This is a genomic window from Caballeronia sp. HLA56, from assembly GCF_054655155.1.
In genome coordinates this window covers 237,297-253,021 of record NZ_BAAHOB010000006.1, presented here as the reverse complement: position 1 = coordinate 253,021, position 15,725 = coordinate 237,297, and the positions used below count along the sequence as shown (strand labels likewise).

Genomic DNA, 15,725 nt, shown 5'->3' with positions numbered 1-15,725 from the left:
AGCATCATGAAGCGTCTGCGCATCGGCATGATCGTACCATCACTAAATACCATTGCGGAGGACGACTTCCGCAAGTATTGCCCGCCCGAAGTGGCTTATCACGTCCATCGGCTGCGGCTGCGCAAGGAAAACGGCATTGTTACCGAGGAAAGTCTGACGCGCGCGTATCTCGAAGCAACCGAAGAAGCGGAGTTTCTGAAGGACATGTCGCCCGACGTGATTGCGTTCAACTGCACCGGCGCGAGCATTGCCTACGGCCCGAATTGCGATACACGGCTGGCCGAACGCATGAGCTCGCGCCTCGGTGTGCCCTCGACCAACACGATGGTAGCGGTGAAGGATGCGCTCCGTGCAGTTGGCGCTGCGCGCATCCTGCAGGTCTGCCCATTCGGCGACACCTTCTCGCGTGTCGAAGCGCAGTCACTGTCCGATGCCGGCCTCGACGTACATCGTTCGGTGTCGCTCAATTTTACTGATGCCAAGGTGGCCGCGCGCATGGAGCCGTCCGAAGTCGTCGAGCGTGTGTTGCAGCATATCGATGACGGCACGCAGGCGGTGTTTTTATCCTGCGCCAACGTGCGTGCGTTCGAGGCAGTGCCGGAACTTGAGCGGTCGCTCGGCTTGCCCGTTGTCACCAGCAACCAGGCCATGCTATGGGGCGGATTGCGACTCGGCGGCTGGCGTGGTGCCATCGACAACGCGGGGCGATTGTTCGCCGAGGGCAATGTGGACTGAGTGTCCAACACGCCACGCGTATGTTACGCATTGGGCACAGGGTCCGAAGGCTGCGGCGCTGTTCGCCGCCGGGCGGACGGACTGCCACCTGTATGTTTGCTGAATGCGGCGCGAAATGCGCGCTCGGATTGGTAACCGACTTGCGCCGCGATTTGCTGGATTTGCAGATCGGAGCGTTCGATTAACCGCCGCGCGAGATGCATCCGAAGTGCGGTCAGATACTCGGCAGGTGGCTCACCGACCAGTTCCGCGAATCGTGCGGCAAATGCGGAACGAGACATTCTGGCTTGCTGCGCCATTCTTTCGACGGGCCACGATGCCGCCGGGTCATGGTGCATGGCTTCGAGCACGCGTGCGATGCGCGCATCACTCAGTCCGCGTAGCCAGCCTGATGGCGGGGATGCGTCGCTCAACGCGTAAGCGCGAACCAGTCCGACGAGAATGAGTTCGACGAGTCGGCCAGAGAGTCCGCTGAAGCCGGCGCGCGCGGCGGATTCCTCGGCCGCGATAAATTCGATGGCCGGGCGCAGCCATGGCGCGATCGCCCGATTGGCCGCGCGCGTCACGATCTGCCTGGGCAGTGCCTTCAGCAAACGCTCGTCTTCCTCTCCGGACGAAAACGCGACCGCAAGCAGATGCGCGGCCGGCTCCGCCGACGCCGCGCCGCCGGGGGCCACGTAGTCCAGGCGTACCGGAGCAGCGGGTGGCATACCTCGCTGATACGGCGGCATGTGATGCGAGCTCCACACATCGCGCATGGGCGCGCGCGGCGCACTCGCGTGTGCCGACAGCTTAAGCGGCCCGCCCTGCGGCGCGAGCAACGAATCGCCGGTGTCGAGCTGAATGCCATCGCGTCCGTCCCACGACACCCAGCAGCTACCACTAAGCACGACGTAGTAGTAGCCCGGCAACACACCCTCGATATCGAAGCCCCAGTCGCCGTACAGACGAAAAACACCGAGCACATGGCCATCGCATTTCATGGACGACAGTGCTTCGCTAAGCAGATCCACATGGGTCTCCGAATTGCGCGGGCTTACAAGGCAGCAAGCCACATTGGAGGATTCAGCCGCTATTGCAGCGGAAAAGGCATATCGCTCCGAGCATGACCGATTTTATAGTCGGCATCAACGACAACGATGCATGACTGCATCAAGACAAACCACTAGGAGCGAGACGTGTATCCCTTGAATCAGCCAGAACCTTATCCCCGCAATCAGTGGTATGTGGCCGCATGGCGCAATGAGATCGGGCGCACCTTGTTCGAGCGGCGAATCCTCGACGAACCTGTCGTCTTTTACCGTACCGAGGCGGGCGATCCGGTCGCGCTGGCAGGTTTGTGTCCGCATCGCCTATATCCGCTTCGCGAAGGCCGGCTTGTCGGCGATCGAGTCGAGTGTGGTTACCACGGCTTCACATTCGATTGCACTGGCGCGTGCGTTGACATACCGTCGCAAACAACAGTGCCGTCGCGGTTTGCGACACGCCGCTTTCCCGTGGTCGACCGGTGGGAATGGACGTGGATCTGGATGGGCGACCCGGCGCTCGCCGACGAGAGCCGGATCCCGCCGATCGAATCCATCGGGCTCGGCGCGGTTGGATGGCGGGCCGATGCAGGTGTGCTCACTCCGCTTGGCACACGTTTTTCGCTGCTGCTCGAAAACCTGATGGACCTGAGCCACGTCAGTTTCGCACACGCGAAGAGCCTGCCGGGCAGCACATCGCTCGCGGCCATCCCCGCGACGATCTCCGAGGAGGGCGAGATTCTTCGGGTCGACCGGAAGCTGCCGACGGGACCACTCGAAGGTTTTGGGGCACACCTTCATCCTGATCTGTCCGGCACGATCTGCGAAGACCGCATCGTGTCGGACTATTTCGGGCCTGCCCTGGTGCGAACCGGCGGTCGCTATATCGTGCCCGTTAGCGGAGGCCAGGCGCGAGCGTTCAACTTTATCCACGGCGTGACGCCAGAGACTTCGACGACCACGCACTATTTCAATGCAATCGCCCGAAATTTCCGGCTCGACGACGATGATCTCAGCCACGGCGTGCTGGCGCAGATGAAGCGGGTGATCGACGAGGACGTGATCGTGCTGAACACCATCGAGGCATACGTCGATCGTCATGCCGCCACCGAGCGCGAACTGTCTTGCCAGGCAGACGTTGGCGCGCTACGGGTGCGTCGCAAACTCGCTGCGCAAGTCGCGGCAGAAGCGACGTTAGCGAAGAAGATCGTTCCGATCGCCCCGGCCTTGGCACGCGACGGCGTGGCGCGTCCATGAGCGCACCGGCTTTGCGGGTAAGAATCGTCCGGCGCAGTGAGCAAGGACACAATATCTGCGCGTTCGAACTGGCGGCCGTCGATGGCAATGCCTTGCCCGATTTCTCAGCGGGCGCTCACATTGATCTGCACATCAGCGAAGGGCTCGTTCGACAGTATTCACTGTGTAATGCGCCTGGCTCCACGGATTACTATGAAATCGCTGTGCTGCGCGATCCGCAGTCTCGCGGCGGATCGAGCGCAGTGCACGATCGCTTGCAAGAAGGCGATATCGTAACGATCAGTCCACCGCGCAATCATTTCGCGCTCGTCGAGCGCGCGCGGCGCAGCGTGCTTATTGCGGGCGGCATCGGCGTGACTCCGCTCATAAGCATGATGGAACAGCTCTCACAACAGCACGCGTCATTCGATTTGCACTACTGCGTGCGGTCCACAGCACATGTCGCTTTCGCCGAGCGGCTTAATGAAGATCGATTCGCCGGACATGTCCACATTCATGCTGATGATGTAACCAACTCGTCGCGGTTCGAGGTCACGACTTCCATAGGGGCGCCGGACGCGCTCACGCACGCTTACATATGCGGGCCGACTGGTTTTATCGACTGGGTCGTGCAAGGCGCAATCGCGTGCGGTTGGCCGATCGAAAATCTGCATGTCGAGCGATTTGCCGCAGCGGCGGACGTACAAGTCGAAGGCGGGGAAGGGGATCGGGCCTTTGACATCGTCATCGCCAGTACGGGGCGGGTGATTCGGGTTGCGCCAGGGCAGACTGCGGCACATGCGTTGATCGACGCTGGCGTCGACGTGCCGTTGTCTTGCGAGCAAGGAGTGTGCGGAACGTGTCTCACGCGTGTCCTTGACGGCGATCCCGACCATCGGGACTGGCTTTTAAGTGATGATGAGAAAGCGCGTGGCGACCAATTCACGCCGTGCTGCTCGCGCGCCAAGTCGCAGCGACTCGTTGTCGATCTGTAGACTTCTAAGAGGTTGGTTCACAAGGCCGGGTAGACACGGACCATTGGTTCAGTAAGCCGCCTTGCGTTGATAGATCGAGGCTCGTTTCCAAGAGCTAACGACTCTATAATCAGTAACTTGCAGCACATCATTCTATAGAGACTTAGTGATGAAAGCAAAGATCGTAAAGGTGGCATTGTCTTTACTCGTACCGGGTGTATTCGCGTCCGTCGCAATACCGTCGTACGCACAAGATACGGGCTCAACCGCCACTGATGCAACGCAAGCCGCGCCGACTACGAAAGCACAAAGAAAAGCGGCGAGGAAACAGGCGCGCGCTAAGAAAAATGCAGAGCTAAAGAAGCTTGAGGATGCGGGCTACAATCCTTCGAGAGCAAACGATCCGAACTATCCTGAAGGTCTTCAGAAAGCACAGAAGAAGGCCGGCGTCGGAGTTGGCGCAAGCCAGTAAAGGATTGTTGGGTAAGGCAAGCGTCAGGAAAAACTATGGCGTGGCGGGGGCGACGATTGGGACGCACGCAAGAGCCGCAAGTGCTCGATCTTTCTGGTCACCGAGGTCGTTAGATACGCTTTGGACTGCCATACGTTGATGTGCGCGCATTTTGTGAATGAAAACGCCGCAGCTGTAGGCATCAACTTACTGCCGCGGAAGAACACAAGTCGGCGCTGATTCGCGAGCCTGCGTCTTGTCTTAAGGATAAGATCTGGCGCGCTGGTGAAGCTTGAGTAAGCAGAAGTCATTTCAGGTATGGACGATTCCACAAATGACGACCGCACCATTCTGTTACTCGCTGATGCGGGCGGAAAGCTGTTTGAATATCTCCACAGCGTGCGACAATACGGGCTCTCGCGCGCGATCCACTTATGTTTGAAAGCGGCAGAACAACAGCAGCTTGCCGTAGGCATCGAACATGCTTACGTGGCTCGTCTTCAAACGAGTAAAGCAACCATCGCAAAAGGCGCAGGTTAGAGAATTGGCTTCGTCTGGTCTTCGGGATGCTTTGCTGACGCGTGTGCTTCTGGCATCAGTCGACGACGCGAAAAGTGACCGTTCCCAGACGTTATTCTCTCAACCGCTCGTCTTCAGCTATGCACTGACTAGCCGTGTTGTCGATTCAGATCTCCGACGCGGTCCCGATCCGTGCCGGCATTGGGTATGCCACGGATATGCTGTTTGCCGCAAGACATTTTGAGCAGGTTTCATAGTAGCGGGGTGACAGGGCAGTTATGAATGCACGCGTGCTTCGTTCGTTTAGTTCGTTGAGGATTTTCAACTACCGGCTGTGGGCGATGGGTGCCTTTGTATCCAACGTTGGCACATGGATGCAGCGCACTGCGCAAGATTGGCTCGTGCTGACGCAACTGACGCATCACGACGCATCCGCGGTCGGAATGGTCATGGCGCTCCAGTTCGGGCCGCAGCTTCTGCTTCTGCCGTGGACGGGCATCGCGGCGGATCACTTCGACCAACGCAAGCTCCTCATGATCACCCAAGCGACGATGGGCGCACTCGCCCTGGCGCTCGGCCTTCTCACAATTACGGGCGCAGTCCAGTTGTGGCAGGTGTACGGGTTCGCTTTTCTTTTCGGATGCGCGTCTGCGTTTGACGGCCCGGTGCGGCAGACGTTTGTCGGCGCGTTGGTCAGCGACGCGGATTTGCACAACGCCGTGGCACTCAACTCGACGTCGTTCAACGCTGGCAGGATGATTGGTCCGGCGGTGGCGGGCGTCGTCATCGGTTCGCTCGGCACGGGCTGGGCTTTCTTGTTGAACGGCTTGAGCTTCTTCGCGGTGCTGCTGTCGATGTCAAAGTTCCGCTTGTCCGAGTTGCGAGAAAGCAAACGGGCTCATCGCTCCCGCAAAGGCATGAGTGAAGGCTTCGTTTATGCGTGGACGCAGCCCGAGCTAAGAGCGAATCTCGTCATGCTGTTTCTGATCGGCACCTTCGGGCTCAACTTCCCCATCTTCATATCGACAATGGCGGTCGGGGTGTTCCACGCGGATGCACGCGGTTACGGCCTGCTAACTTCGATCATGGCCATCGGCACGATGTCAGGCGCGCTGTTGGCGGCGGGTCGCGAACAACCTCGCTTCGGGACCCTGCTAAGCGGCGCCGCGATCTTCGGGCTCGGCTGCGCGCTGGCGGCGCTCGCTCCCGGCTATTGGATGTTCGCGGGAGCGCTCGTGGTGACCGGTATGGCCGCGCTGACGTTCACCAACACGAGCAACAGTCTAATGCAAATCTCGACCGAACCCTCAATGCGCGGCCGAGTGATGGCGCTTCGGCTAAGCATCGCGTTGGGCGGGACGCCTATAGGGGCACCGATCGCCGGATGGGTCGCAAATCACTATGGCCCGCGTTGGGCGCTAGCGATCGGAGCACTCTCCGGTTGCGCTGCGGCAGTCATAGGGGTCACTATGCTGAGGCGCTGGACCCTTAGCTCAACGTCTCTTGATAGGAGTGGAGGCGCCTGCGTAGATGACGGAAGGTGAGCTCTTCCGTGTACTTTATTCAGTTTCTCAACAGCTTGAAATCTGTGCACGGGTGTGAATGGACTTCGATTGTCCGTTCGAATGCGCCCCCGAAAAGCCCTTCCTATGCGGCCCCGAGCCAGTCAAACGTCGAGCGTTTTGCGCGCAAGCAGCTGCGGAAAGCGCCACGCCCAGATAATCGCCACGAGGCAGGTCACCAGGCCGCCCAGCACGGTCGCGCCCACCGGCCCTATTGCGCTCGCAAGCGAGCCCGATTCGAACTCGCCGAGCTGGTTGCTCGCGCCCACGAAAATGGCGTTCACGGCGCTTACGCGTCCGCGCATCTCGTCGGGTGTCTCGAGTTGTACGAGCGTTTGACGAATCACCACGCTCACCATGTCCGCCGCCCCGGTAACGATTAGAGCGAGCATGGAAAGCCAAAGGCTCGTCGAGATGCCAAACACGATCGTTGCAAGACCAAACACGCCAATCGAGGCGAGGAGCGTGACGCCCACGCGGCGCCTTGGTGGATGACGCACGAGCCACAGCGACATTGAGAACGCACCTATCGCAGGCGCCGCTCGCAGCCATCCGAGCATGGCGGGACCGCCGTGCAAGATTGTATCGGCGTAAATCGGCAGCAACGCAACAGCGCCGCCCAATAGTACAGCGAAAAGATCAAGACTGATTGCCGCGAGAATGATCGGTTTGCGCCATACAAAGCGCAGGCCGCCCATGATTGCTTCGAGCGTAGCAGCGCGCCGTTCACGCCGCGCGTCGCCTACCTTGAGGCCGAGCGCAAGCAGTGTCGCTACGATGAACAACACGGCCGCAAGTGCATAGACCGCGACGATTCCGAAGCTTACAAGCGCCCCGCCCAGGGCGGGCCCGAGTATCACGCTCGATTGTGATGCTGTGGAAACCGCGGCCATTGCGCGGCTCAGGACCGGCGCAGGCACCGTGGAAGGCACGAGCGCTTGCAGCGCTGGCATCTGGAACGCGCGCGCCGCGCCAAGCAGCAACGAAGCGACGAGCAGCGCTTCGCGCGTGAGGCCGTGGCCGAGTGTAACTAGCGCCATTGCTGCTGCAATCAGGCCCTGTCCCGCCAGGCACACAAGCACGATACGCGAGCGCCGCCACGAGTCGGCCGCGTGGCCAGCGGGCAGCGTGAGCAGGATAACGGGGAAAAACTGGTATAGCCCGACCAATGCCAGGGCCCACGCGTCGTGCGTGAGCGCATACATCTGCCAGCCGATGGCGACGAACAACATCTGGATGCTTATCGTCCAAGCGACCCGCACGGCCAGCAGTGAACGAAAGGAAGAAAACGACAATAGGTCGGCATCTGCGCTCGCAAATGCGGGCACAGCGGAGCTTTCGCTGGACATTTATGTTAAAACTCACCAAGGGTAAGCCGCTGGCCTTACGCAGAAGGAAAAATCCACCGCATAGTACGGTTTCATAGGCGGCCGATTCGATTGAGCCCCCATCTGCCCGTACTTCTCACGCGTTGCGGCGAACGCTGAGCGAATAGGCTTCCTGAACGTAGCTACGATGAAGGTCGCGGCGCGTCGTAACGCCAGCGAGCGGACCCTCACGCCGCAAGTCGATTGTGCGGAACAAGCAGCCAGAGACAATTCTCGCGCAAGGCTTGCGTCCAGTTAAGCACAATCAGGGCGGAAAGCGATGGTTTGCAAGCAGCAGTGGGCAGGCTTCACGGCGCGCAGAGTTGCCTAGCATCGGACATGTTTCGATTGCCCCGGACTCTCGTCTCGCCCGTTCTCAACCGAGTGGAAGCAGTTTAAGACAACTGAGATACGCTTTGTCATTCGAAAGGCGCCGTAGCCATAGATTTTTGCTGGGCCGCCATTCAATTGCGTTCCCGTGCAACACTGACGGACAGCAATCATGAGAATGGCGGAATGACGTGATCGCGGTTGGGACCAACTATCCGGTGGCACCGGATCATGAGTCACGGGGCAGGTGTTCAAAGTGGGTGCGACGTCAGAGTCTTGCGCGAAGGCGGTTCCGTTGCGTTGGACACAAGCGTGACTTGCAGCACGCGCCACCGCGACCTTGCTATCCTCTTAGCCAAGCGCGGTGACGACGAGGCTTCATTTGACATCTGAACGCATATCGCAGATTGGACGATTACACGTTGCCGCAATACGGCGCAGCTAGCCATGTTGGTAGCGCTCTAAAGTCAACGGTGGGCTCGATCATCTCACCTGGGTCGTCACGGCGTTCATGCTGACATCGACCGTGAGCGCGCCGCTCTACGGCAAGCTTTCCGACATGTACGGCAGGAAGCAGTTCTTCGCCATCAGCATCTGCATCTTTCTGGTTGCTTCGGCGCTGTGCGCCGCGGCGCAGTCGATGACCGCGCCGATCGCCTTCCGGGCGCTGCAAGGTCTGGGCGCCGGTGGGTTAATGACGATGTCGCAGACGCTTGTCGGCAGCATCGTGCCGATGTGCGAGCGCGGACGCTATCAAGGCCTTTTCACGGGCGCATTCGCGGTAAGCAGTGTCGCGGGCCCGCTGCTCGGCGGCTTCATCACGAGCCATGCGTCATGGCGATGGGTCTTCTACGTCAACGTGCCTATTGGCGCACTTTCGCTCGCGCTCGCGCTGACGTCGCGGCCCAAGGTCGCCCGCGGCAGCACGCATGTGGTCGATTACGCGGGTGCGGTGCTCGTCTGCGTGGGTACGTCGGCCTTGCTGCTGTTACTCAATTCGAATTCGGCCGCGTTCATGTCGGGCGTGCGGATGCCCGCGTTGCTATTGCTCGCCGTCGTGTGCTTCGTGGCACTGCTGAAAGTGGAGCGACGCGCGCGCGAGCCAATCATTGACCTTCAGCTCTTTGCCAACGTGCCCTTTGCGACGTGCGTGGCCGCTTCCGGCATCATGGCCTTCGCGATGATGGGCTCGCTCATCTTCACGCCGCTCTACTACCAGCTCGTGCTGCATGAAACGCCCGAGCAATCCGGCGCGATGATGCTGCCGCAAGTCGCGATGATGTTGATCACCTCCGTTGCGGGCGGGCGCTTTTCGGTGGGCATCTGCCGAATCGCGATACTGCTGTGCGTGGGCGTCGGACTCGAATGCGTCGGACTCGTGCTGCTCTCGGTCATGGCGCACAGGGGAACGGGCGTCGTGCCGTTTCTCTTCGCGATGGCCGTGCTCGGCGCGGGAATGGGCATCGGCATGCCGAACGCGACCGTGATCGTGCAGAACTCGGTGCCCGAGCGCTTGCTGGGATCGGCCACCGCCACGATGTCGTTCGTGCGCTCGCTCGGCGGATCGCTCGGTGTCGCGCTCTCGGGCGGCATCATGACGCTGGTGCTCAGGCATCGGCTTGCGGATTTGGCGAGGTCTTTCGACGTACAGGCGTTGCTGGATCACGGCATGACGGCAATTGCACAGATGAGCGCGTCGCAACAGGCGCTTGTCGTCGGCATCTATCGCGAGGCGATCGGGGCGACCCTCGTCGCGGGTGGCGTGCTGATGTTCGTCGGCTTCCTGCTGGTTGGAAGTCTTGCATTACGCCGTTCATAACGTTTATCACGGCTGGCAAAACAGTTGATAACGGCGTGCGGGCATGCCCACTCGCTCGATACTCGAGCCGAAGAAACCCGGGGAGCAAAGTTTTCCGGCATTGTTTTGCGACCAGCGGCTTCAACACTTGCGGTCGTTACACTAGAGCTACCCGGTTCGGCTACGCCGAGCAGCCTACGAGCCCTACCGGCCGAACCAAAATTTGAAATTTGACTGCGCGCTGCCGACGTTAACGAAGACCGCTCCAGTCCGTCGACCCGTGCGAAGAATTTTTGTATTGGTTTAACATAAACCTATGTGGACACCGACATCTTTTCGGTTTTACACAGGGACCTTTGCGGGTTTGAGAGCTATCTTTATAGCGCGATTATCAGGCAGGTTTTTTGGCGGAAGTTCAATCACCAGAGTCCTGACGTAGTAGGTGAAGAAAGAGTGTATTGAACGTAGCAGAGGTTGAGCCCGGGCAGGGTGGGGCAAGTGAGTGGAGGTACGCAAATCCGGTATTTCCGCCACCAACGACCTGACGTGGGAAAACAGGCTTTCCAAGGAATGGTGTCGAATGCCGCGAATCACTCAATTAACGCCATGTCTTGCTTCCCCATGACGATCGCCTATTCTTAGTGAAAGCCGCGATGCCGGATCGACGCTCGCGGGAGCGGTGGATGGAGTAACAGCCATGACGAACGTGTCGCGTGAATTTAAACTGAGTGTATATCGTCGCCTTGAGAACAGGTTTGAAAATCTTCCTGACGATTCTCCCAGAGCCGTTGAATTGCATGTGCTGCGGAAAGTTACCCTCAACGAAGCATTGTCGCCAGATACTGGCTTAATCGTTTTGGACTGGGGCGACACGAATGATGTTAAGCCTCATGAAATGGTCGAACTGCTTGGGAGCTGGGCGGGCACGGCCTTGCACTACGCGGTTATTCCAGCAGTGCTATGGATCAGTAAGAAGTTGGCGGAGAAGGCTGTTGACGAGGGCTTATCTGAACTGATGAAGTATCTCTTTTCCCTACTTAAGCGACCTCAGGCGGACAAGAAGATTCTCAATTTTTACGTCGAGCTGAGCGACGGCACGCGGATGGACGTTGATCCGCCCGATCGGGATGCCAAGATTTTTATTAGTTTTGCTGACGGTGAGGTGGTCTCTTACGATTACCGCGCCGATCGAGAAGTCAAATGAGGGTCTTTTTGCGGTAGTTGTGCGGCGTCCATCGCCGGCATCGCGATCTTCTCCTGAGCGCAATGCCCCTCAAGCCGACACTCTCTCTAGAAGAAATCTGTTCCTGCTGTCGCCAAGTACTCTGGAACCAAGCGAGGATCGCCACGGCTGAACGCCTCGGGAATTTTATCGTTGACGGCCATCGAAATGGCAACGTACAGATCCTCCATCAATTTCGTAACGGGTGACGCAGGGTTGATGGAATGGGCAAGCTCGACAACTCTTCGAAATGATTGCGTGTGGCCCACATGGAACGGACTCGACCGGCTCAATGGTGGCGGCATTAAAGCCAATCCTGCTAATACGAATTATCAGGATTAGAATCGCGGCGTGTGCGCCGCGGAACGAAGGATTGCGCTGGTAGACACCAACGGCCGAGGATGTAGTAGCGCCTGCCGGCGCGTTGATCGGCCACCAAGCACAAGTAGGAGGTGGCGGGGGCGTGACGCTCCCGCCCGGCTGCTCCTCCGGGCTGCCACACGCGTGGGCTGAACACGGACGGGCACCGCAGCTCTTCGAGGTGCCGGTGTATCTGGTGCCAGCACCGCACGACATCGTGCGGCAACTGGTCGTCGATGCGCCCATGCTGTTCGCGGCGCTCTTCGCCACGCTCAAGATCACGCTGCTGGCCTTCGCACTCGCGACCGTGCTCGGTGTGGCGGTCGCGCTCGTGTTCGCACAGAGTCCGCTTATCGAGGCGAGCTTCTTTCCGTATGCGATCCTGCTGCAAGTGACGCCGATCAACGCCATTGCGCCGCTCATCATCATCTGGGTAAAAGACACGACCTTTGCGCTCGTGATCTGCGCCACGCTCGTCGCGCTGTTCCCCATCATCTCGAACTCGGCGCTCGGCCTGCGCAGCGTCAATCCGGGCCACGTCAACCTGTTCCGCATCAATCGTGCGACGCGCTGGCAGCCACTGGTGCGTCTGCGCATTCCAAGCGCGCTGCCGTATTTCTTCGGCGGGCTGCGCATTTCGAGCGGCCTCTCGCTGATCGGCGCGGTGGTGGCGGAGTTCGTCGCGGGAACGGGCGGCACGGGGTCGGGGCTCGCGTACCAAATCCTGCAGGCCGGCTTTCAGTTGAACATTCCATGCCTGTTCGCGGCGCTGGTTCTGATTACCGTCACGGGCGTGGTGCTGTTCGGCATTACTGTCTGGGCGTCCCGGCTGGGCCTGCGCGGCTGGCATGAAAGTGAACTCTAAGGAACGCAACGGCATGACGACTACCCTGATTCGCAATGCGGCGGCCATTATGACGGGCGGCGTCGCGAACGAGCCGGCGCGCCTGGCGGCCCGGATAGCCATAACGCCCTTTGTGTCGGTCGAACAGCTCCCGAATTTTCAGCTTCAAGTCTGAATATTTGTCCTCCCGCTGCAGCGCCCTTTGCTGATAGTAGAACGTGCTGCGAGCAAGTCCGGCAAGCTGCAGCAGGCCGGCAAGCGGGTAATGTTGCCTCAGCTCAAGCACGATCAGCGTCCGCTCTTTTGCGGTTGCCGATCGTTCGCCCGAACCAAGGGCTCGAGCTTTTTTAGGTATGCGTTCTCCATCCGTAGGCTGTTCAGCTCATCGATCAGGTCCTCGCGGCTGCGATCGTGATCCGAATTTTGTTGTTTCGCTTGGTCAGAGGGTGTCTTTGACATCGTCTTGCGGCGTTCGCCAGACACTCGGCCGAGTGCTTTCGAACCGCCTTGTTTGAATTTATCTTCCCACTCGCCGATCACGTTGAAGCGGCGGAGATTGAACAGGGCTGCAGTTTGTCGCTGTGACAAGCCTTCCTCGTGCATCCGCTTCAGAACCGATAGCTTGAATTCGGTGCTGAAATTCGTGGGAGCCCGCTTCTTCGTGCGCACGCCTTCTTCACCATGAGCCCGATAGCCGGCAATCCATTGCCGCAGCGATGAAACGTTGACGCCATGCCGTTGAGCAACCGCTTTGAGGCCACCCTCGCCGGAACAGTAATCTCTGACGGCCACCAGCTTGGCTTGGTCCGTGTATTTTCCCATAGTCCCTTCAGGTCGGAGTCCAACCTTCGGGGTTCACTTCATGAAGTGGTGGGAACCACTTTGGCGTCTCTGATTGCGCGAATCAAGACGGCCGTGCCGCGACGCTTACCTTGCATATAGGGTTGGCGCCAAATCCAGATAGCCTGCGAGCTGTCGCCCGCTCGCAAATCGCCGCCATCGGAACAATTCCTTGACGAGCCTCCAGGCACTGCCTGTGCCGATGCCCGCGAGCCTTGCCAGCCTGGCGATGGCGGGTTGCTCGCCGTTGCGTTCTTGTCGAATCTGCGTTGAACCGAGCGTCTTGATCTGCCGCACAAGAAGCGCGAGTCGCTCGAGCTCGCGATCGATCTCGGCGCGGAGTCGGGAAGGAGCTTCGCAGCATGTTCAGTCCACCAGCTTGCCCAGCTACGCCCGCCGATGTGTTCAGTGCGCAGGTCGTGAAGCACCGGGAGCGAGCGGACACGGTTGCTGTGCGCAGTACGCTCCTGCCGCAGACGTTCAACTTCTCGATGAACGCGCCGTTCGTTTTCCTTTTCAGCGCTCGGGACCCGCGCGATCGCCCAAAGCCCACTCGCCCTCGTGGTAACGAATCAACATCGAGATGTTGGCGGTCAGCGTCGAGCCTGTCGGTCATTGCGCGCCGTGCATGTTGGCTTACCTCGATGCTGGCAGGATCCACGACCAGGTTAAAGATCTTCTGGGCGCTCGCCGACCGATGCAGCCAGAAGCCGTCACGTCCGGCTTCGTAGCAGTTTCGAAGCGGAGCATCATCGAACAGATTGCAGCGCGTCTTCGCGCGCGCAATGTAAGCGTCGCGTGAGGGCCGTTTAGATTTTCCTGGACAGACGTTAAGCGCTGCACCTGCGGAGTGTCGCCCGGCAGAAGGGTTCAAAGGTTGAGCGTTGCAGGCCTGTGCAGGTGCTTCGCGACGTTCCAAGGCAGCAATTCGTCGATGCGGTTGGCCTGATGATCTGCGATGTGCGTGAGCACGTATTCCAGGTAGGTGCGTGGATTGACGTCGTTCAATTTGCACGAGCCGATGAGGCTGTACATCGCGGCGGCTCGTTCACCACCACTGTCTGAGCCAGCAAACATAAGATTGCGCCGACCAAGCGCGACGCATCGCAAAGCGTTTTCGGCAAGGACGTTGCTTCTCTCGGCCCGACCATCATCACAGAATAGCGTGAGTCCGTCCCAGCGATTTAGAGAGTAGTTAATGGCTTCGACTAATGGCGCCTTTGGCCATAGCGTCGCTAGCTTCTCCCTCATCGACGTCTCGATGCCATCGAGCAGCGGTTTGCTCTTCTCTTGCCTGACGCGTTGCCGCTCATCGGGTGGCTTACCGCGGATAGCAGCCTCGATTTCGTAAAGATCGCCGATCATGTCAAGCCATCTTTTCGTGGTGTCCGATGGGGCCGTCTCGTGCACATTGAACACGTATCGTCGGGCGTGATCCCAGCACGATGCCAGTCGAACTTCGCCGTTTTCGGTTATCTCGTTGAAACCTGCATAGCCATCACCCTGAAGGACACCTCGGAATTCGGCAAGATGGGTCTGGGGATGGATGCCTTTGCGGTCCGGCGAGTACGCGAGCCAGACCGCAGCAGGCTCACTCGAACCTGAGCGTCGATCGTCACGCACGTAGACCCACAACCGACCCGTTTTGGCTTTCTTGTTGCCGGGCGCGAGCACCGGGATCGGTGTGTCGTCCGCGTGGAGCTTCGCAGTCGCCATCGTGTAGCGACGCAGGCCTTCGGTCAGCAGTCGACACAGTTCTTCGCATTGCCCGACCCAACGTGCCATGGTCGCTCGATCGAGACGGACGCCGTCGCGCGCCGCGATCTCGGACTGCCGATACAGCGGCGTATGGTTCGCATATTTCGCAACAAGGATCTCGGCCAGCAAGCGCGGATGTGCGATGCTGCGCTCAATCGGCAGCCCGGGCATGGGACGTTGCTCGATATGGCCGCAGTTGGCGCAAACCCGTTTGCGACGGATCGTGCGGATCACCTTGAACATCGCTGTGACGCGCGCGAGTTGTTCAGATACATCCTCGCCGAGCAGGCCCATGCCGATGTCGCATTTCGGGCAGATCGAATTGGGCTCAAGCACGCGTTCTTCGCGTGGAAGATGCGGCGCTAAGGCTTCCTTCGAAGATGTGGCAGACGCGCCTAAACTCGATGCACGAGCACGCGCGCGTCGAACTTTGGCGACGCCGCTACCCGCTGCCAGATCCTCAAGTTGAGTTTCGAGCCGATCGATATGCCGGTCGAGTTGTTCGGATTTGCGACCGAAGTGCATGCGCCTGAGCTTGTCGATCTGTGCCTTCAGGCGATCGAGCTCCTGGCCTCGCTCAACGATCTCCCGGTCGCGTTCGGCGATCTCCTGACGCATCTTCGTCATTGACGCCTGCTGCTCGAGCACCAAGGCGCGGAGCTCGGCAACGGTGTCCGGAAGAGGAGCATGATCGGGCATGCACG

Annotated in this window: 13 protein-coding genes and 1 pseudogene; 10 read left to right on the top strand and 4 right to left on the bottom strand. The window is 59.6% G+C overall.

What is annotated here, in order from left to right:
• Nucleotides 1–6 precede the first annotated feature (6 nt).
• Nucleotides 7–735, top strand: a complete 729-nt coding sequence (locus tag ACYQ47_RS35570; protein ID WP_459909802.1) for a maleate cis-trans isomerase family protein — start codon at nt 7–9, stop codon at nt 733–735.
• Between the two features lie 23 nt (nt 736–758).
• Here the strand turns inward: ACYQ47_RS35570 and ACYQ47_RS35565 are convergent, their stop codons facing one another.
• Complete coding sequence (locus ACYQ47_RS35565) at nt 759–1,748, bottom strand: cupin domain-containing protein (protein ID WP_459909800.1); 990 nt, start codon at nt 1,746–1,748, stop codon at nt 759–761.
• 165 nt (nt 1,749–1,913) lie between these two features.
• Between ACYQ47_RS35565 and ACYQ47_RS35560 the strand changes: the two genes are divergently transcribed.
• From ACYQ47_RS35560 to ACYQ47_RS35540, 5 genes are all read left to right on the top strand, one after another.
• Complete coding sequence (locus ACYQ47_RS35560) at nt 1,914–3,017, top strand: Rieske 2Fe-2S domain-containing protein (protein WP_459909798.1); 1,104 nt, start codon at nt 1,914–1,916, stop codon at nt 3,015–3,017.
• A complete protein-coding gene (locus ACYQ47_RS35555) occupies nt 3,014–3,991 on the top strand; it encodes a PDR/VanB family oxidoreductase (protein WP_459909796.1) in 978 nt (325 codons plus the stop codon). The genes ACYQ47_RS35560 and ACYQ47_RS35555 overlap by 4 nt, the downstream gene beginning before the upstream one ends.
• A 148-nt stretch (nt 3,992–4,139) precedes the next feature.
• Nucleotides 4,140–4,442 (top strand): hypothetical protein, encoded by a 303-nt coding sequence (locus ACYQ47_RS35550; protein WP_459909794.1) that lies wholly within the window; start codon nt 4,140–4,142, stop codon nt 4,440–4,442.
• A gap of 297 nt (nt 4,443–4,739) precedes the next feature.
• Nucleotides 4,740–4,961 carry a hypothetical protein gene (locus ACYQ47_RS35545; protein WP_459909792.1) on the top strand — a complete coding sequence of 74 codons (222 nt, stop codon included), beginning with the start codon at nt 4,740–4,742 and terminating at the stop codon, nt 4,959–4,961.
• 257 nt (nt 4,962–5,218) lie between these two features.
• Entirely contained in the window at nt 5,219–6,484 is a 1,266-nt protein-coding gene (locus ACYQ47_RS35540) for an MFS transporter (protein ID WP_459909790.1), read from the top strand.
• Nucleotides 6,485–6,606: 122 nt separating this feature from the next.
• Here the strand turns inward: ACYQ47_RS35540 and ACYQ47_RS35535 are convergent, their stop codons facing one another.
• Nucleotides 6,607–7,851 carry an MFS transporter gene (locus tag ACYQ47_RS35535; RefSeq protein ID WP_459909788.1) on the bottom strand — a complete coding sequence of 415 codons (1,245 nt, stop codon included), beginning with the start codon at nt 7,849–7,851 and terminating at the stop codon, nt 6,607–6,609.
• An 838-nt stretch (nt 7,852–8,689) separates the two neighbouring features.
• Here ACYQ47_RS35535 and ACYQ47_RS35530 point away from each other — a divergent pair.
• From ACYQ47_RS35530 to ACYQ47_RS35515, 4 genes and pseudogenes are all read left to right on the top strand, one after another.
• Nucleotides 8,690–10,018, top strand: a pseudogene (locus tag ACYQ47_RS35530) (MFS transporter); the annotation flags it as partial.
• Between the two features lie 676 nt (nt 10,019–10,694).
• Entirely contained in the window at nt 10,695–11,201 is a 507-nt protein-coding gene (locus tag ACYQ47_RS35525) for a hypothetical protein (RefSeq protein WP_459909786.1), read from the top strand.
• A 511-nt stretch (nt 11,202–11,712) separates the two neighbouring features.
• Nucleotides 11,713–12,444, top strand: a complete 732-nt coding sequence (locus ACYQ47_RS35520) for an ABC transporter permease (protein WP_459909939.1) — start codon at nt 11,713–11,715, stop codon at nt 12,442–12,444.
• A 13-nt stretch (nt 12,445–12,457) separates the two neighbouring features.
• On the top strand, nt 12,458–12,598 hold the full coding sequence (locus ACYQ47_RS35515) for a hypothetical protein (protein WP_459909784.1): 141 nt from the start codon (nt 12,458–12,460) through the stop codon (nt 12,596–12,598).
• A 113-nt stretch (nt 12,599–12,711) separates the two neighbouring features.
• Here the strand turns inward: ACYQ47_RS35515 and ACYQ47_RS35510 are convergent, their stop codons facing one another.
• Complete coding sequence (locus ACYQ47_RS35510) at nt 12,712–13,245, bottom strand: transposase (RefSeq protein WP_459909782.1); 534 nt, start codon at nt 13,243–13,245, stop codon at nt 12,712–12,714.
• A gap of 888 nt (nt 13,246–14,133) precedes the next feature.
• A complete protein-coding gene (gene tnpC / locus ACYQ47_RS35505) occupies nt 14,134–15,720 on the bottom strand; it encodes an IS66 family transposase (RefSeq protein WP_459909780.1) in 1,587 nt (528 codons plus the stop codon).
• Nucleotides 15,721–15,725 lie beyond the last annotated feature (5 nt).